Annotated in this window: 17 protein-coding genes; 2 read left to right on the forward strand and 15 right to left on the reverse strand. The window is 44.3% G+C overall.

Translation table 11 applies throughout. The features are described 5' to 3' along the window. Positions 1-48: 48 nt before the first annotated feature. From PTE_RS12595 to PTE_RS12640, 10 genes are read right to left on the reverse strand one after another with little or no spacing between them, the layout of a single operon-like run. Positions 49-465: a hypothetical protein gene (locus tag PTE_RS12595; RefSeq protein ID WP_036847030.1), complete on the reverse strand. Its 417-nt coding sequence runs from the start codon at positions 463-465 to the stop codon at positions 49-51. Further along, positions 462-884 carry a GPW/gp25 family protein gene (locus PTE_RS12600; protein ID WP_036847033.1) on the reverse strand — a complete coding sequence of 141 codons (423 nt, stop codon included), beginning with the start codon at positions 882-884 and terminating at the stop codon, positions 462-464. The genes PTE_RS12595 and PTE_RS12600 overlap by 4 nt, the downstream gene beginning before the upstream one ends. 12 nt (positions 885-896) lie before the next feature. After that, on the reverse strand, positions 897-2,447 hold the full coding sequence (locus tag PTE_RS12605) for a phage baseplate assembly protein V (protein WP_036847035.1): 1,551 nt from the start codon (positions 2,445-2,447) through the stop codon (positions 897-899). After that, a complete protein-coding gene (locus tag PTE_RS12610) occupies positions 2,444-3,127 on the reverse strand; it encodes a CIS tube protein (protein WP_036847038.1) in 684 nt (227 codons plus the stop codon). Before PTE_RS12610 ends, PTE_RS12605 begins: the two co-directional genes overlap by 4 nt. Continuing rightward, positions 3,114-3,293, reverse strand: coding sequence for a DUF5908 family protein (locus PTE_RS12615; protein WP_036847042.1), 180 nt, complete (start codon positions 3,291-3,293; stop codon positions 3,114-3,116). Before PTE_RS12615 ends, PTE_RS12610 begins: the two co-directional genes overlap by 14 nt. Beyond that, complete coding sequence (locus PTE_RS12620) at positions 3,290-3,748, reverse strand: phage tail protein (protein ID WP_036847045.1); 459 nt, start codon at positions 3,746-3,748, stop codon at positions 3,290-3,292. The genes PTE_RS12615 and PTE_RS12620 overlap by 4 nt, the downstream gene beginning before the upstream one ends. An 18-nt stretch (positions 3,749-3,766) precedes the next feature. Then, a complete protein-coding gene (locus PTE_RS12625) occupies positions 3,767-4,939 on the reverse strand; it encodes a phage tail sheath family protein (RefSeq protein ID WP_036847048.1) in 1,173 nt (390 codons plus the stop codon). Between the two features lie 54 nt (positions 4,940-4,993). Next, positions 4,994-6,319, reverse strand: a complete 1,326-nt coding sequence (locus tag PTE_RS12630; RefSeq protein ID WP_036847051.1) for a phage tail sheath family protein — start codon at positions 6,317-6,319, stop codon at positions 4,994-4,996. A gap of 57 nt (positions 6,320-6,376) precedes the next feature. After that, positions 6,377-7,453 (reverse strand): phage tail sheath family protein, encoded by a 1,077-nt coding sequence (locus tag PTE_RS12635; RefSeq protein ID WP_036847054.1) that lies wholly within the window; start codon positions 7,451-7,453, stop codon positions 6,377-6,379. Between the two features lie 41 nt (positions 7,454-7,494). Continuing rightward, entirely contained in the window at positions 7,495-7,944 is a 450-nt protein-coding gene (locus tag PTE_RS12640; protein ID WP_036847057.1) for a phage tail protein, read from the reverse strand. Between the two features lie 641 nt (positions 7,945-8,585). Here PTE_RS12640 and PTE_RS12645 point away from each other — a divergent pair. After that, entirely contained in the window at positions 8,586-10,583 is a 1,998-nt protein-coding gene (locus tag PTE_RS12645) for an alkyl/aryl-sulfatase (protein ID WP_036847059.1), read from the forward strand. Between the two features lie 84 nt (positions 10,584-10,667). Here PTE_RS12645 and PTE_RS12650 read toward each other — a convergent pair whose 3' ends face one another. Then, the gene (locus PTE_RS12650; RefSeq protein WP_036848280.1) at positions 10,668-12,611 is read right to left on the reverse strand and encodes an exoribonuclease II; all 1,944 of its coding nucleotides are present in this window, start codon (positions 12,609-12,611) and stop codon (positions 10,668-10,670) included. A gap of 512 nt (positions 12,612-13,123) precedes the next feature. Between PTE_RS12650 and PTE_RS12660 the strand changes: the two genes are divergently transcribed. Continuing rightward, positions 13,124-13,603: a hypothetical protein gene (locus PTE_RS12660; RefSeq protein ID WP_036847065.1), complete on the forward strand. Its 480-nt coding sequence runs from the start codon at positions 13,124-13,126 to the stop codon at positions 13,601-13,603. A gap of 140 nt (positions 13,604-13,743) precedes the next feature. Here the strand turns inward: PTE_RS12660 and nth are convergent, their stop codons facing one another. The 4 genes from nth to rsxD are packed head-to-tail and all read right to left on the reverse strand — an operon-like array spanning position 13,744 to position 16,794. Then, positions 13,744-14,379, reverse strand: coding sequence for an endonuclease III (nth, locus tag PTE_RS12665; protein WP_036847068.1), 636 nt, complete (start codon positions 14,377-14,379; stop codon positions 13,744-13,746). 1 nt (position 14,380) lies between these two features. Further along, the gene (locus PTE_RS12670) at positions 14,381-15,079 is read right to left on the reverse strand and encodes an electron transport complex subunit E (protein ID WP_036847073.1); all 699 of its coding nucleotides are present in this window, start codon (positions 15,077-15,079) and stop codon (positions 14,381-14,383) included. Further along, positions 15,076-15,705, reverse strand: coding sequence for an electron transport complex subunit RsxG (rsxG, locus tag PTE_RS12675; protein ID WP_036847076.1), 630 nt, complete (start codon positions 15,703-15,705; stop codon positions 15,076-15,078). Before rsxG ends, PTE_RS12670 begins: the two co-directional genes overlap by 4 nt. Before the next feature lie 9 nt (positions 15,706-15,714). Then, complete coding sequence (gene rsxD, locus PTE_RS24570) at positions 15,715-16,794, reverse strand: electron transport complex subunit RsxD (RefSeq protein ID WP_036848282.1); 1,080 nt, start codon at positions 16,792-16,794, stop codon at positions 15,715-15,717. Positions 16,795-16,945: the final 151 nt, after the last annotated feature.

A 16,945-nucleotide genomic window follows, 5' to 3' on the forward strand; every position in this document is an offset into this window, starting at 1 on the left:
ATATTTTCAGGAGTTCGTTGTTATTTAGAAATAAGGTTGAAGGTTTTTTTATCCGGCATTGATAGCATATTGACTGGCAATAAAACGGCCTTTTCCCATACTTGGTGTTGTCACATCAGGCCCGGTTGATGGGTTATTCGCCGGTTGTGTCGGGGTAAAACGGGCAGTAAATTGCTGTCCGGCAACAATGACTGTGATAGGACTGCGACAAAAATTCACCTGTTGGCTGGCATCTAATTGGGCAATGGTGACCATACCCATGCCGAGTATCGGATGGGTGGGGGTAATATATTGCGCCTGGAGCTGTACCTTTTTTTCGTCACCCACAATGGCGATTTTTTTGCCCTGTATTTTTGTGTGCCCGCTGCCTTTGATGGTCGCAGGTCCCAGGATTGTGACCTGCCGGTTGCCAAATAATGGGTCGAACAGCAGGCTGTCACCATCAATGATTAATTGTTTGCTCATAAGCTCACCTGTACCCGGCCTTCGCCGATCTCAAGGATACCTTCAAGTTGTTGATTGATTCCGCTGCCTCTCAGGGAGTAGGTCACTTGAATATGTAGAGTATTCGGTGAGCCTGTTTTCTGATTGACTTGAATATCTGTGATTTCTGCTCGAGGTTCATAGCGCAGTACTCGCTCTTCAATACGGGTTTGAATATCCGACAACAATTCGTCACTGATATTTTCAAACATATAATCATTTAGACCACAACCATAATCTTCACGCATAATTCGTTCGCCGGGTTCAGTGAGAAAAAGGATCTTCATACTTTGGCGAACATTTTCGGTGCCTTCTGCCATTGCTATTCCAGTTTCAATAGAAAACTCTAGCGGAAATTTCCAGCCCCGGCCATAAATATCGGATAATATTTTGTTTGTCATCTCAATACCTTATTATTGTGTTAAGTTAATCTTCGAACCCTTAATATCTACTGCTGATTTTCCGGAAGCTGACAGGGATTTCTCGGCTTGGATTTTAATTTCTTGGGCATTAGTGATGAGGTTTTTAGTCGAATTAAGGGCCACTGTGTTTTCTTTATTGTCGAATATTAATTCCTGCTTGTTATCTCCCTGTTTGATAATTAAGGTTTTCACCGGATTTTTTTCACTGGGTTCTATTGGAGATTTATTTTTAGGATTATGCATGGAACCTAATATCACCGGAAAACGGGGATCGCACTCAAAGAAACCAACAATCACTTCATCACCCGGTTCTGGATAAAAGCAAAATCCACTTTCATGACTGGCATAAGGTTTACCCAGCCGGGCAAAAAGTACACCTTGAGTCAGGTTTAACGCCGGGATTCTGATCGGAATACGGCCCAGTGATTGGCTGTCTTGTTGGTATTTTTCCACAATACCGATATGCAGCTCTTTAACTTGCGGTACGGGATGTTCCACGTCTGGCTGCATACCTAAGGTTAACCGGGTGCGCCAGCCTTGTCGTTGATTAATTCTCTGACTGACACCGGTGATAATCACCTGACCATCCATGCCTTGACCAAAGCCGTTTAGTGCAAGGAGATCACCGGGTTGATAGTGGTCATTGCCTTCAACTTCAACGCTGCCGGAAATGTTATGGCTTCGCAGGTTATCCAGGATGCCTTGAGCAAGATGTTTGGTTTGTTCATTATCCAGCGGGTAGCTGAGAACCCATTGCCATTCTTGACTGGTTAGGGTTTCGATACTGTCTATTGCCAGTTTGTGACTGCCAAGCCCGCTGTTTTTTGCCTGAGTTCCTTGGGAAAGCTTTTGTTGGGCAATATCCCAGGCGCGTATATTCACTGTTTTAGGGCTGTGTTGATTATTCCATTGCAGATCCGCTTCAAACAGCACAATGTCCTGATCGCCGCCACGCGGGTGGATAGTATGTACAGTTGAATGATTCAGGGCCTTAGGTGTTGTCAACGTCACCGATTCATTGCCGGGCAGCAGCCAGGTGTTAGTGGCAACCAGTCGGCTTTTTAAGAATGCCCAGTCATTGCAGCGAAATTGCACCATTTGTTCATGAGTGGTTTTGAGTTGAGGCGCTTGTTTTATCTTTGTTTGGATACCGTTTTGATTGAATAGTTTTTTGATAATCGCTTCATCACTCTGTTTATTGAATAGCTGTGAGTGAAAGCTATGGGTTAATTTTTGCAGATGATGTTTTACTGTCAGGGTAACGATGCTGTCCTGACCTTTAAGCCCCAGTGTCTGTCGAACGATGACGCCCTTAAACAACACGGCTTTTTGGAGTTGAACAATGAGTTCATGGCTTGGACGGCAGTTTGCTAATTCAGCCTGCGTCTTGGTGTCAAAAATATGACCGGCATCACCAGCTATGCCCAGAGTGATGTTGGCCGAAGGAATGCCATTGATGTGATGGTTTGTTGTCAGACTGATCACAGTAAATTGATTGAGCGTCTTACTACCTATCTTAATGGTTATAGTGGGTATTTTCATGCATCCCCCTGAGCTTGCAGTGTTTGTCCGGGGGTAAAGTCATCAAGATTATCCAGTCCGTTTTGCCAGGCCAGAGAGAGATAATCGATGCCACCGGCCAGAGAAGCACCTGCACCCAATGCTATCAGTGGCAGGGAAAGCATATCGGTTACGCTGACCGTTGTGGTTGGGGGTGATTTTAATTGCCGTTCGGTAGCCTGAATAACGAAGCTTTCATCCGCGATTAAGGATAAGGTGGCACTGGCCCGCAACGGAGTAGCATCCCGGTCAAACAGAGTGTAACTGACAGTGAGGCCACTGGCCCGGCAGGCAAAATATCCTTTGTTTTCCCAGCGCATTTTTCCCCATTTGATTTTAAGGAAGTGGGGCACTTTGGTGCTGGCATCTACTGCACACAGGGATTTCAGGGTGGCAAGCTGTGTTTCTATAGGTGTGTTATTACCGGGCATGGATGCATCAAACAGCAGAACTAATGACAATCCGGCTGGCTGGGATAACACATAACGGCTGCTTTGGCTGGCACGGTTAACACTTTCATCTTGTTGATAGCGGGTTTGATAATCGAGTTGGATCGTGTCGGGGTTATACATGGCCTGTAAACTGCCGACGGAAACTTTCCCTTCCCGGTCTTTGAAGGCGGTGAGGGTGAGTCTGGACAGGCCGCGTTCAATTAAGCTCATAATAGCCTCCTGTTTCACGCAATGCGTCTAACACTTCCTGTTTCACCAGATCAATCAGACGGGCGTTATCCAGTTTTTCCTGGGCTAATGTTCGTGGGGATAATGGGTCACTCGCGGAATCGGTGACTTTGGCCTGAATAATCAGTTCTTTAATTTCAACGGTCATGCTTTCACTCCTAACCAGCGCATATCCTGGTAACGTAATTCCAGGGAATTCACCAAAACGGCATTGCTATTGGCATCAAAGTCGCTGGTGGACCATCGAACCGGTAGCGCATTACTGATTGTCCAGCTTCCCACGGGTAAAGATTGTTCATTTAGCAGCATGACGACAACATCGGCATAAATCGCTTTTTCGCCGCGCAGGACGCGATCAAACACTAAGGTTAGCGGTGTGATCGTCATGACACCACGCTCCAGCACCAGGCTGCCATGCTGGATTTTTTCGGCCAGCCAGACATTTCTGGCGTTTTCCCCGCCCTGGCTGTGTTGGGTGGTTTGCAACTCACGGTTCAGACCTGATATCCGTTGAAAGGCGATGTCGAGCGGGCTGGGGATATTGTTAAAAAGAAAGCTGGCGATAAAACGGTGTGACACTGACGGGGTGTATAAATTGTGCATGTTTTGCCCCTGTTTAATTTAATGGGTGGTTCCGGTACGGGTATCAAATGTCAGATTCAGCTCAATAAATTCCGCCGGAATTAATAGGGCTAGTTTGATTTTCATGATCATTTTCCCGGCCAGTATATCCGCTTCACTCATTGATTCGTTCACACCCAGTAGTAACTCAAATGCCTGATCTTCCTGGGTGCCGCGCAATCCGCCTTTTAACCATAACTGACGCAGCCAGTTGTAGGCCTGACCTTTAAACTTCATCCAGGTGATCGCGTTATTAGGTTCAAAGACAAAGGCACGGCCCAGTTGAGTCATATGGGTTTCGATATAGGAAACCAGACGGCGGATTTGGATATAGCGCCAGGGAGAATCGGGTATGTTGTCCAGAGTGCGGCATCCCCAGATTTTAATGCCTTTGCCGGGGAAGCTGCGAACCAGATTCAGTGAGGTACTGTCCCGATTAAAGAGGCCGTCGGCTTCAATATAAGAGCGTACCGGGCTGATCACCTTGGCTAAAGCTACATTGGCGGGCGCGGTCCATATTCCTTTCTGGCTGTCGTTACACTGGATGACGGCGGCGACCGCAGCGGTAGGCGAAAGTACGATATGTTTATCTTTCTCCTGATAAGTGCTTATCAGCCTTGGCCAGTATACGGCACCCCACTGTCGATCACTTGAGGAAAAATTAGCTAGGCAATTAGCTGCTAGTGTTGGATCGTCCGGGGCATCCAATAATCCCATGATGCCGCGCCGACTTTTGCAAAGATTGAGCACTGATTGCCAGGCTTCTAGCCATCGGGCACTGGTATCATCCATCTGATTAAATTGGACAATATCAGGCACAACAATCAATGTGATTTCGTTCTCTGCTGAAATGGCTTGTTTAACCCAATCCTGTTGCAGTGCGGTGATTAATGACTGGAAATTGTTTAGCTGTTCATTAAGACCTAGTGACAATACATAAGCTTGCTGGCCGCCGTTGTCAAAAAAGTGGCGGACTGAATAGTACATTAATCCTGACTCACCAAATGGTTGGATAAAATCGACCAGGTTGTTTATTTTGACTGCTGTTTTATTGTCTGAACTTTTATCGGTGTAACCAATAAAAACGGGTACACCGATAAATTTATTATTTGGCTTCAAGGATATCGAGTGTTCCGTTATTGTGACGCCAGGCTGTTTTGTCTCTGTTGTCATTATAATCTCCTCAATGACTGAATGGACGCGGTGTTAAACCGCGCCTCAGTACGATTACTGTGCTACGTTTTGTGAAAATTGAAGGATAATAAATTCAGCCGGACGCACGGCGGCCATACCGACTTTGACAATCATTTTGCCTTGTTGAATGTCAGTGTCGGACATGGTGACACCTTTACCAATCTGGACAAAATAGGCTTCTTGCGGTTTATTTCCCGCTAGCGCCCCTTGTTGCCAAAGTTGATAGAGGTAGTTGTCAATGGCTGCTTGTACCCGTTTCCAGGTTGGCTGGCTATTAGGTTCAAAGACAGCAAATTGCATTGCCTTTTTGATATCCCGTTCTGCCGCATTAAATAAGCGTCGAACCGGGATATAGCACCAATTGTCCGTTTCATCTAATGTGCGGGCTCCCCAAATTAGTGTTCCTTTGCCGGTAAAGGCACGGATGACATTAATACCCGCTTTATTCATGGTACCTTGATCGGTATCTGTGATCGCCACAGATGGTTTAGCATTATTCAATGCCAGGTTAGCGGGAGCTTTCCAGACACCACGATTGGCATCGGTTGCGGCATAGGCACCCGCGACTGCGGCACTTGGGGGTAAGGTAATGGGGGTTGTTGGTACGTTAGTGCTCCATGCATTATCGACGGCTTTCTTAGCTTTAGCATATTCCTCTGGTGAAGCATCTTTCAGTACTGCCAGATTAGCCTTATCATCATAACCACTCAGGGCAATATCAGCATCCGTTGGTCGGCTATAAGTAAAAGAAGTCACTAAATCAGGGTAATAAACGGCGGTTTTATCTAACTGGGTACCTAGTTTTTCTGTCCCGTCTTTACGATCAGCAATCAGGAAGTAACCCACTTTGTCCTTCAATAGTGGGTTTACCGCACTATAGACCTCTTGTTTTGTGCAGTTTACTAACGTGTCATCCGTTTCAGGACAAACCAGTAAGGTGATCTCCTGTTGTTTTTCAATCAGGTTCGGCAGAGTTGCTAATTCTGTTGTTACAGCACTTTGGTCAGTTTCTATCAACGGCAACAGATAACATATACCGCCACCATTATTAAAATAGTGCTGTATGGCAAAGGCACTGGGAGAAGTAGCTGTGACAGTGGCGGCATAGGTATAGGTTTTTGTGTCACTATCCTCAGCTGTAGCCTTTACTGATACTCCGGGTGATAATAAAAACTGCGAAGTAAAATCCAACCAATTGGCGATTCTAATACAGCTCCCTTTTACTGGTTGGCTCCCGTCTTTTTTGAAAAACTTACCAATAAAAACGGGAATTGCTGTGGGGCTGGAGTTAATCGATAGTGATAGTGAGGCGTCTTCTTCAATATAAACGCCCGGTGTGGTATAGGTTGCAGAAGCCATAAGGTTTTCCTTAAATAAGGTAAATAGGCGGTGATCCTGAATCAATTACCGGCTCTATTAAGACTGGGCAACGTTCTGGGTAAATTGCAGAATAATGAATTCAGCAGGCCGAACCGCCGCCATACCGACTTTGACAATCATTCTTCCCTGTTTTATATCGTCTTCGGTCATGGTGGTGCCTTTACCGATTTGCACAAAGTAAGCCTGTTCAGCTTTGTTGCCTGCCAGTCCGCCTTGTTGCCAGAGGGCATAGAGATAGTTATCGATAGCCCGGTGTACGGCTTTCCAGGTTGGTTGGCTGTTGGGTTCAAATACCGCGAAACTCATGGCATTTTTGATATCCCGCTCCGCGCTGTTAAACAGGCGGCGAACTGGGATGTAACGCCAGTTATCGCTATCTTCAAGTGTTCTGGCTCCCCAGACGGTAGCACCGGTATTTGGAAATTCACGGATCATATTGATGGCTTTAGCGGTATTATAGGTACCTTGCAAATCATCTGTGACTTTAAACTTCGGTTTCACTCCGCCTTGTAATACAACATTTGCAGGTGCTTTCCAAACACCTCGGCTGTTATCGACACTGGCATAAATACCGGCCATCACGGCGCTAGGTGGAATATCAACGTTGGCTTTACTTGTCCCCCATTCGGCAGTTAGCCAAGGATAATAAACGGCGGCAAAAGAGTTTTGGTCATAATCATTTCGAGATGTGCCATCAGAATTTAACTCTCCGGTTGGACCATCAAGAATGGCAAATAATCCTTTTCCTGATTGGCAAAGTGTACTTACCGCAGTCTTGATATCTTCTCCAGCCGCAACCAGTAATGTGACATCGTCAAGTTTTGGAACTTGATCTGCTAAATTGTCGGTTTTGACGAGGTAGCCATATCCGCCGCCGTTAATAAAATAGGCACGTAACGAGATATCAAGTATGTTGGTGGGAGTAAACGGCCCGTTTTTTATTTTTAAATACTCCAGCCAGCTATTAATACGAATATGGGTATTAGTTGATATTAATGAATTTTCATTTTTGACAGCAAAAACAGGCACTGCCGTTGCACTGGAGCGAACAGAAAGTGACAGTGAGGCGTCTTCTTCAATATAAACGCCGGGATAGGTTGTCGTTGTTGGCATATATTGCCTCCAATTATTGGGCGGTATTTTTCGTAAATGTTTTAAGCTGCCTGAATGGTTACCCGATCCGCAGTAAGTTTTATTTCTTGAACTGCAATATCATTGCTGGTGGCATCAAAAGAAGGGGAGGTTAATGAAGTTGGGAACGCATTTGCTACGCTCCAGGTCATTAAAATTTCTGTCCCGGCTTCATTGGTCAGATTAATTGCAACGTCTTTTTTCTCAACCTGATTAAGCTGAATGGAATTAAGCCAGTTAAAAAGTTTAGTATCCCCAGGGAATACCCCTTTACGTAGCGTAATATTGATTAACTGACGTTGGCCCGGCATTTTATAGTAATTACCGGTACCATCTTTATATTCTATTACATCATACGTAATATCGAGCCCAGAAACGCTGTTGAAAGGGATTTGTTCATCACCAACGGAGACAACAAATCGATAAGTAGGAATAGGATAGTCAACAGCGATTTGATCTGTAGTTGTGGCCATAATTATTTCCTTTATTTTTCATTTATATTGCGAGTTAAAAGAGATTATTATTTTGTTTTTATTAGCACTGAGCTATAGACAATAGCTACCGCACTAACCTGATTTACCTTGGTTACTCTTTATATAGAAATGCTACTCGGTGAATCTGAGATCACATTGATGATCACGTTGGATTATAGTGAACCCAAGTTAATTTCAAATACTAATTATTAATATTTAAAATTATCAATTAATCAAATTATCACTATATAAATTATTTTGTAATCACATGGTTATATTTTTCTATAAAAGGATGAATAAATAGTGTGTTATAAATTTTGATATATAAATGATGGTGAGTTTTGGCAAAGCGATTTGTTAACAGAGGGTTACGTATACTTATTTTCTTAAGTTTAATATGTCAGGTTATTAGGTTTTAATAACGAACAATGGAGATTAATGTTGCTGTTTTATAGTTTTCCTATAATAACAAATATTTTTTGTGGGGATTCTAATAGAGATAACTTGGATTTGTTTCCTTTACTTATTTCCATATTACTATCTATTATTACCAGGCTATGATTCATATCGTTTGGTTTTTATGGATAAAGTTACTTCTGGTTTTAATAACCTAATTAATCTGTCTAAAGGAATATTATCTTATGAATTACAAATGCTTATTAACTATTTCAACCGCAGTATCGTTTGCCACTTTTAGTTTTTCATCATTTAGTCACGATAAACTTTCTCTTCCTGCTACTGAAATCACTAAAAAAGTTAATGCTGAGATGGCATCAACATTACCATTCAATGATAAATCTGATTTTGATGATGCTAAACGAGGTCTTATTGCCAGACCTGATTCTCTGATTATTCGTGATGATAAAGGTAACGTAATATTAGATCTTGATAGTTATCGTAAATTTATTACCGATAAAACACCGGCTCCAGATACCGTTAACCCCAGCTTGTGGCGTAATGCACAACTTAATGTGGAATATGGGCTCTATAAAGTGAGCGATCGTATTTATCAAGTGCGTGGTTATGATATAGCTAATGTGACCTTTATTGCAGGAGATACCGGGTGGATTGTTTTAGATCCGGCTACATCCACTGAAACAGCAAAAGCAGCCTATGATCTGGTCAGTAAACACTTGGGTAAGAAGCCGGTGGTGAGTGTGATTTACAGCCATTCTCACGTTGATCACTACGGTGGTGTACGCGGTATTGTCAACGAGGAGGATGTTAAAGCAGGAAAAGTGCAAGTTATTGCGCCAGAAGGTTTTATGGAACAGGCTGCTAGTGAAAAGGTGATTGCCGGTAATGCCATGAGTCGTCGGGCTATTTATATGTTTGGTTCTTTGTTGCCACGGGCTCCACAGGGGCATGTAGGGACAGGTTTGAGTGCGGAAGTTGCGACTGGAACGGTAACGTTGATCCCACCAACACGTACTATCAAGCTGACGGGTGAAAAAGTAACGATTGATGGTGTGGAGATGGTATTTCAGGTGACGCCTGGTACGGAAGCTCCCGCAGAGATGAATACTTGGTTTCCACAATGGAAAGCGATGTGGATGGCGGAAAATACCACGAATACCATGCATAATATTTTGTCGTTGCGAGGTGTTCAGGTACGTAATGCTTTAGCCTGGTCGAAATATATTGATCAAGTTATTGAGTTATATGGGGATCAAGTCGAGGTAAAATTCCAGAGCCACCAATGGCCGATGTGGGGTAAAGAGCGTGTGGTGGATTATTTTAAAAAACAACGCGATTTATACAAATATATTCATGACCAAACAGTGAATCTGATGAATAAAGGCTACACGGGTGAAGAAATTTCCGAGATGCTCAGATTGCCACCAGAGCTTGCACGTTATTTTCCGAACCGTGGCTATCATGGATCACTGAGCCATAATGTGCGGGCGGTTTATCAGTTCTATATGGGTTGGTACAGTGGAAATCCTTCTGATTTGAATAACTTGCCTCCGAAACCTTCTGCGATTAAATATGTGGAATATATGGGCGGTGAAGCGGCGTTGATAAAACGGGCGCAGGCTGATTTTGATAAGGGCGAATACCGTTGGGTGGCTCAAGTGCTCAAACATGTTGTTTTTGCTAATCCCGATAGTGTGGTGGGAAAAACCTTACTGGCTAAAGCTTATGAGCAGTTGGGTTATCAATCCGAATCAAACTCCTGGCGTTCGATCTATTTGCAGGGCGCATCGGAACTGCGTCACGGTGTACCAAAATCTGGCGGCCTGAATGCTGGTAGCCCGGATACTATTCGTGCCATATCACCTGAAATGTTATTCGATTACCTGGCAGTGCGGTTGAATGGGCCTAAAGCTGCCGGTAAGAAATTGGTGATGAACATTAATCTCACCGATCTCAATAAGCGTTATACACTGACCGTGGAAAATGGGGTGCTGAATTATACGGATAAACAAGTGACACGGGCTGATGTCACATTAACGTTAGCCAAGACTGTTCTGGATAAAATTCACTTGAGCAAAGAAGAGTTTGACGATCAGGTACAAAAACGGAATGTGAAAATTAAGGGCGATCGCACTAAGTTTAATGAATTTATTGGGATGCTGGATAACTTTCCATTCTGGTTCAATATTGTGACGCCTCGAGCAGAGCAGAATATGATGTAATTCCTGACATCTGGTTGCTGATTTTTAAATACAAACTACAGCGGTTACGCTGTAGTTTGATTCAATATAGTTTGATGAGGAAAGTCAGGCTGTGGGACGAGCGACGATATTACGCGTTTCCATTCTGACTTCTTCAATACGGACGTTGATAATATCATTCAATTGGTAAACGGCTTCACCTTTGATAATCACGGTGCCGGTTTCTTGACTACATTGCAGTTCATCGCGCACCGCATGCAGGAATGGTGCCGGTATAAAGGCGACCGCGCCATTCTCTACCAGACGGACACGCAAACCACCGCGGGTAATATCAATGACTTCTGCGGTAAATTGTTGTTCGGTTCCTGCATGGGGTTGCAGGAAACGCGCATATAGCCAATCACCCACATCGCGTTCAGCCATACGGTTCAGGCGGCGACGTTCAGCCAGTTGCAGGCAGGTTTCTTCTGCTGGTTTTTCTGCATCCGTTTTTTGAATAATTGCTTTCAGTAAGCGATGGTTAACCATATCGCTGTATTTACGGATGGGTGATGTCCAGGTGGCGTAAGCATCAAAACCGAGGCCAAAATGAGGGCCAGGCTCAGGTTTAATTTCTGCAAAAGTTTGGAAACGGCGAATACGGCTATCAAGGAATTGTGTTGGCTGTTTATCCAATTCACGACGTAATGTGCAGAAGCCATCCAATGTCAGCAACTCTTCTGCATTTTCTTCGATACCATTTTCTTTTAGTAATTCAACCACTTGTTCAATCTGGAGTGGCTCAAAACCGGTATGGACATTGTAGACGCCAAAGCCTAACTTATCGCGCAGTATTTTTGCCGCGCACAGGTTAGAAGTGATCATCGCTTCTTCAACAATACGGTTTGATGCACGGCGTTGTTCTACGACGATATCCAGCACATAACCATTTTCATCAAGGATAAAGCGGTAATCAGGGCGATCTTTGAAAATCAGTGCATGTTGATGACGCCATTGGTTACGGCGTTCACTCATTTCTTTCAAGAGATTGATTTGCGTCGCAATGGATTCAGAAGCAGGTTTCCAGCTACCTTTTCCTTCCAGCCAGTCAGAAACCTCGTCATAAACCAGTTTCGCTTTTGATTCAACCCAGGTAGAGAAAAACGCGATATCGTCACCAAGCTGACCATCTTCAAGAATAGACACCTGACAAACCAAGGCGGGACGGCGCTCATTAGGACGCAGAGAACATAAGTTTTCTGACAGATCGCGCGGTAGCATGGGGATATTGAAACCTGGCAGGTAGTTAGTGAAAGCACGTTGATGAGCAATCTTGTCCAGTTCGCTGTCAGCCGCGATATAAGCTGTTGGATCAGCAATGGCTATGCTGAGTTTCAGGCTGCCGTCATCTTGTTTGACGACATGCAAAGCGTCATCCATATCTTCTGTGGTGGCACTGTCGATAGTGACAAAATCCAGAGAAGTTAAGTCTATCCGCTCAAGATCGCCATCATTCAACTGGCAATCGGCCGTCATCTCTGGCGCATTACGTTCCAGATTGTGACGGGTCAATGTTACCCACCAGGGCGCATAGTGATTGTCGCCTTCGGTGATATAGCCGGTAATTTCTGCATGAAAGCCACGGCTTCCTTTCAGAGGATGATGGCGCATTTCAGCGACGGCCCAGTCACCGTTCTGAAACGGATGAGTGACTTGATTGGCCGGGCGGCAAGGGATGGCGTCTTTTAGCAGAGGGTGATCAGGAACGATCCATAGACGGTTGTCATTTTCTTTTTTCTGGATACGGCCAACGAAGCGATTTAGAAATGGTTCGACCAATGTTTCGGGTTCGGCGATCTCTCTTTCTTTATCAGTATGAATAGCGGCGGTAACCCGATCGCCATGCATCACTTTTTTCATTTGTGGAGGCGGAATGAAATAGCTTTTTTGTCCGTCGACTTCCAGAAATCCGAAACCTTTTTCTGTGCCTTTTACGAGGCCCTCTACGCGGAGTGTCTGGGAATGAAGTTGCTGTTTTAGCTGTGCAAGCAGCGGATTGTTTTGAAACATAATATCCGGAGAAAGTTGAGGGTTATTATCAGATAGTTTTGGAACAACATTTTTACGCGAATCAGCAGTGTCGAGCAAGCAACATCTTCAAAATAGCATAAAACAGTATGGATTTTGTAATGAAAATTACAATAATTACTCAGGGTAAACTTTTTCTTTAGGCTTAAAAGCAATATAACATGGTGAAAGTTGAAAATCGTATTTGCAAAATAAATCACCTAATAGCCCAAATTTTTTGCAATCTGGATTTAAGAGGGATTTCCATTATTATGGTAGTATAATGCGGTTTTTTGTTGGAGTGAGTGGCTATGAACAAAGTAAATTCAAATTTCACGACAGCAGTAAAGCGCGCTGCGAGGGGCATGTTAAGGCGTCAAGTGGAGCCTTCAAATCGTGCTAGTGCTGTTTATGGGTTTAGTAATCATGCTCTGAAGAAATCTGGTGAAGAGCTGAAAATAGCATGGAGCTCCGCGTCTCTGTCTGTTAGGCATCCTAAAGGTTAGTGTGGTGTTGTGGCTAAAGAATATAGTTGTATCTATGAACAGTTAGTAGACTCGGATGATGATATTCATGGAATCATTTCCTATTCTGTCTACAAACGTCAAAAAATTCAGTTCATTAAAGATTTTAAACAAAAACATCAAAGAGCGCCAACAGATATCGATCTTCAACCTTTCAATGAATTATCAATGTCTCCGGCGCAACTTGAGTTTTACCGTAGCGAGGCTACTGTGTTGACAGAGAGGTTTTTGGCTGATGTTCTTGAAGAAGATCTTGAGGAAAGGGAAGTATTCTTTTCAGCAAAAGCCCATTCTGAACTGAATAATATTAAACCTAACCATGTATTAGATATTATCAAAGGCGCTGCTGGTTCTCTGTTATTCGTTCTTTTGACTGGTGTATTGTACTTCTCTGTTTGGTCTTTATCGACGTCACCAAAGATGGTTGTCGAGCAAATATTTGATGTGAAGATTGTATCTGCCAAAGACTAAGAGCATGAGAAATAAGTTAACAGGAAATTGGATATTCTTGATAGCGTGTAGAATTTCTGATTCTAATTGGGTGTAAGGGGAGGGTGAGTGAAATCATCTTCTTTCCGATCATTCGTCTCACCGCAACGGCCCTTAGCCTTTTACAACTCTTGTTTGCAATCGTACTCGCATAAATCTTCAATAATGCAAGAACCACAACGAGGTTTACGGGCTATACAGGTATAACGTCCATGTAAAATAAGCCAGTGATGGCAATCGACTTTAAATTCAGCCGGAACGACTTGCAGTAATTTATTTTCGACTTCATTGACATTTTTACCGGGAGCAAAATGAGTACGGTTACACACCCGAAAAATATGGGTGTCTACAGCAATGGTTGGCCAGCCAAAAGCGGTGTTTAACACCACATTGGCTGTCTTGCGGCCAACGCCTGGCAATGCTTCTAATGCCGCACGATCCTCAGGAACTTCACCATCATGTTTTTCCAGTAAGATCCGGCAGGTTTTAATGGTGTTTTCCGCTTTGGTGTTATACAGGCCGATGGTTTTTATATACTCTTTCAGCCCATCCACGCCGAGGTTAAGAATGGCCTGAGGTGTGTTGGCAACCGGATAGAGTTTCGCTGTCGCTTTATTAACACTGACATCTGTCGCCTGAGCTGAGAGCAGTACTGAAATAAGCAGCTCAAAGGGCGTGGTGAAAACCAATTCAGTCGTTGGTTTTGGGTTGTTATCGCGTAAGCGCGTTAAAATTTCGATACGGCTTTGTTTGTTCATATCAAATGGTGCTCTCTGGTTCTGGTGATATTGCTACTGCATTGCTTTTTTCTTTTATTGCTCTGGTTTTCATTTTTTCATCAATCAGGTATTTTGCTGCCAGCATTAATCCCAGGCCAATAAAAGCGCCCGGAGGCAAGATAGCCAGCAGGAAAGGGGAATCCATATGAACAATTTCTATCCGCAGCACTTTAGCCCAATTGCCTAGCAGCAGATCAGCGCCATCAAACAGAGTTCCATTGCCAAGAATTTCCCTCATAGCACCGAGAACAAACAGCGCAAAAGTGGCACCTAATCCCATGGCTAAACCATCAATGGCAGAAGGCATGACCGGATTTTTGGCAGCATAGGCTTCAGCGCGACCAATAACAATGCAGTTAGTGACGATCAATGGAATGAAAATCCCCAGTGATTCATATAGACCAAAAGCGTAGGCGTTAATCAGCATTTGTACGGTACTGACAACCGAAGCGATTATCATGACATAAATCGGGATGCGGATTTCATTGGGAACCCAGCGACGCAGGCTGGACACAGCAATGTTGGTACAGACCAGAACCAGTGTGGTTGCTAGCCCTAAACCCAGTGCATTGGTTGCCGTGGAAGACACCGCCAGCAGTGGACATAATCCCAACAGCTGTACTAAAGCGGAGTTATTTTTCCACAGCCCTTGGGTAAACAACTTTTTGGTTTCACTCATGATTTTTCTCCACAGGGCTCCAGAGAAGAGAGATGTTCAGGTACAGTTTGTAAATAGAGAGTGGTCCACTTGACGGAGTTTACCACAGCGCGTGGGGTAATAGTGGCACCGGTAAATTGATCAAACTCGCCACCATCTTTTCTCACCGCCCAGTGCCGGTTATTATCTGATTTTACGGTTTTCCCTGAGAATACTTTGATCCAGTCTGAAATCCGGGTTTCAATTTTATCGCCCAGGCCAGGGGTTTCATGATGTTCTGTTACTCGTACGCCTAACACTTTTCCTGAGAAATTTGCCCCGACCAGTAACTGAATAGCCCCTGAATAGCCATCTGGTGCTGTACTTTCCAACGCTGCGGCCACCGGCTGACCATTTTTGCGGGCCAGATAGAGACGATGAGGTAGTTTGTTTCCCAAAGCATCGGCACTGATCAGATAACATTCGTTTTGCATATCGTTGTCATACAAAGCAGGTGGAACAACCTGATCAAGCAGTGACTTATGCTGTAACGCGGCCTGTTCTGCAATGGTACTTTTAGTCAGTGAATTCACAACAGCCGTCAATCCGGTAGTAATTGCAGCGAAAATAGCCAGTGTGATGCCGTGACGTCGCATTGTTTCTAACATAACGGCTCCTTATTTGTGCCCGTAAGCGCGGGGTTGAGTGTAATGGTCAATCAGTGGCACGGTGATGTTCGCCAATAAGACAGCAAATGCTATCGCATCAGGATAACCACCATAAACACGGATGACCCAGACTAGCAAGCCAATCGTTGCGCCAAAAACTAAACGACCTTTGGGTGTTGTGGATGCACTGACCGGATCGGTTGCAATGAAAAATGCGCCCAGCATGGTTGCACCAGAAAATAGTTGTAATAATGGCGGGGAATAACGGCTGGGATCAATCAACCAGCTTGCGAGTGAACATAGACCTAACATGACGATAAATGCCACAGGAATTTGCCAGCTTATAACCTTTCTGTTGAGCATAATAAGCCCGCCAATAAGATAGGTAATGTTGACCCATTGCCAGCCAACGCCTGCCAGAGATCCCTGTAATATTGGCTGACGCAGAACATCATCAATGTTGTGTGTCAGTAAACCGGTTTTAAAACTATCCAGTGGTGTTGCCTGGCTTATTCCGTCGAAACCTTGCTGCAACTGTTGCAATGTTGCTCCATCGGGAATATGCCCGGTGAAGATCACCATCAGACTGTCCAGCGGTGTGATTTGTGCTGCCATCAAATCCATAGGCGGCAACCAACTGGTCATTTGCACCGGGAATGATATTAGCAACACGACATAACCAACCATTGCCGGGTTGAACGGGTTTTGACCAAGACCACCATACAGGTGTTTGGCAATGATCACGGCAAAAGCGGTTCCTAGTACAATCAGCCACCAGGGAGCCAGTGGTGGAAGACTGATCCCTAAAAGTAAGCCTGTCAACAACGCGGAATTATCCTGCAAACGAGTCATAATCGTCTGTTTACGCAGAGACAGAGCAAATGATTCCGCCAGCAGGGCAGTAATAACTGCAAGCAAGATTTGGAACAATGTACCGTAGCTAAAAAAGTAAGTTTGTACCGCAATACCGGGTATCGCTGCCAGCACAACCCACAGCATAATGCGGCTGGTGCTTTGTTGATTGTGTGTAAAAGGCGAACTTGCGACTTTTAGCTTTTTATTGTCAGTTTGAACGGGCCTGAATTTCATTGATAACAATCACTATTCTGTTGAAATTTTCTGTTGTTCCTGAGCGGCTTTTTTTGCCTTAACTCTGGCAATAGCGGCAGCGACGGCAGCTTTGCGCGGATCAGTATCTTCTGTTGGCGGTGTTTCTGCCTGAATGTCGGTTACTTGCTGT

Source organism: Photorhabdus khanii NC19 (genome assembly GCF_000517265.1).
GTDB lineage: Bacteria > Pseudomonadota > Gammaproteobacteria > Enterobacterales > Enterobacteriaceae > Photorhabdus > Photorhabdus khanii.

What these genes read in the sequence shown, in the direction of transcription:
- PTE_RS12595 (WP_036847030.1), bottom strand. Translation starts at nt 465, where the DNA reads ATGAGCAAACAATTAATCATTGATGGTGACAGCCTGCTGTTCGACCCA.
- PTE_RS12600 (WP_036847033.1), bottom strand. Translation starts at nt 884, where the DNA reads ATGACAAACAAAATATTATCCGATATTTATGGCCGGGGCTGGAAATTT.
- PTE_RS12605 (WP_036847035.1), bottom strand. Translation starts at nt 2,447, where the DNA reads ATGAAAATACCCACTATAACCATTAAGATAGGTAGTAAGACGCTCAAT.
- PTE_RS12610 (WP_036847038.1), bottom strand. Translation starts at nt 3,127, where the DNA reads ATGAGCTTAATTGAACGCGGCCTGTCCAGACTCACCCTCACCGCCTTC.
- PTE_RS12615 (WP_036847042.1), bottom strand. Translation starts at nt 3,293, where the DNA reads ATGACCGTTGAAATTAAAGAACTGATTATTCAGGCCAAAGTCACCGAT.
- PTE_RS12620 (WP_036847045.1), bottom strand. Translation starts at nt 3,748, where the DNA reads ATGCACAATTTATACACCCCGTCAGTGTCACACCGTTTTATCGCCAGC.
- PTE_RS12625 (WP_036847048.1), bottom strand. Translation starts at nt 4,939, where the DNA reads ATGACAACAGAGACAAAACAGCCTGGCGTCACAATAACGGAACACTCG.
- PTE_RS12630 (WP_036847051.1), bottom strand. Translation starts at nt 6,319, where the DNA reads ATGGCTTCTGCAACCTATACCACACCGGGCGTTTATATTGAAGAAGAC.
- PTE_RS12635 (WP_036847054.1), bottom strand. Translation starts at nt 7,453, where the DNA reads ATGCCAACAACGACAACCTATCCCGGCGTTTATATTGAAGAAGACGCC.
- PTE_RS12640 (WP_036847057.1), bottom strand. Translation starts at nt 7,944, where the DNA reads ATGGCCACAACTACAGATCAAATCGCTGTTGACTATCCTATTCCTACT.
- PTE_RS12645 (WP_036847059.1), top strand. Translation starts at nt 8,586, where the DNA reads ATGAATTACAAATGCTTATTAACTATTTCAACCGCAGTATCGTTTGCC.
- PTE_RS12650 (WP_036848280.1), bottom strand. Translation starts at nt 12,611, where the DNA reads ATGTTTCAAAACAATCCGCTGCTTGCACAGCTAAAACAGCAACTTCAT.
- nth (WP_036847068.1), bottom strand. Translation starts at nt 14,379, where the DNA reads ATGAACAAACAAAGCCGTATCGAAATTTTAACGCGCTTACGCGATAAC.
- PTE_RS12670 (WP_036847073.1), bottom strand. Translation starts at nt 15,079, where the DNA reads ATGAGTGAAACCAAAAAGTTGTTTACCCAAGGGCTGTGGAAAAATAAC.
- rsxG (WP_036847076.1), bottom strand. Translation starts at nt 15,705, where the DNA reads ATGTTAGAAACAATGCGACGTCACGGCATCACACTGGCTATTTTCGCT.
- rsxD (WP_036848282.1), bottom strand. Translation starts at nt 16,794, where the DNA reads ATGAAATTCAGGCCCGTTCAAACTGACAATAAAAAGCTAAAAGTCGCA.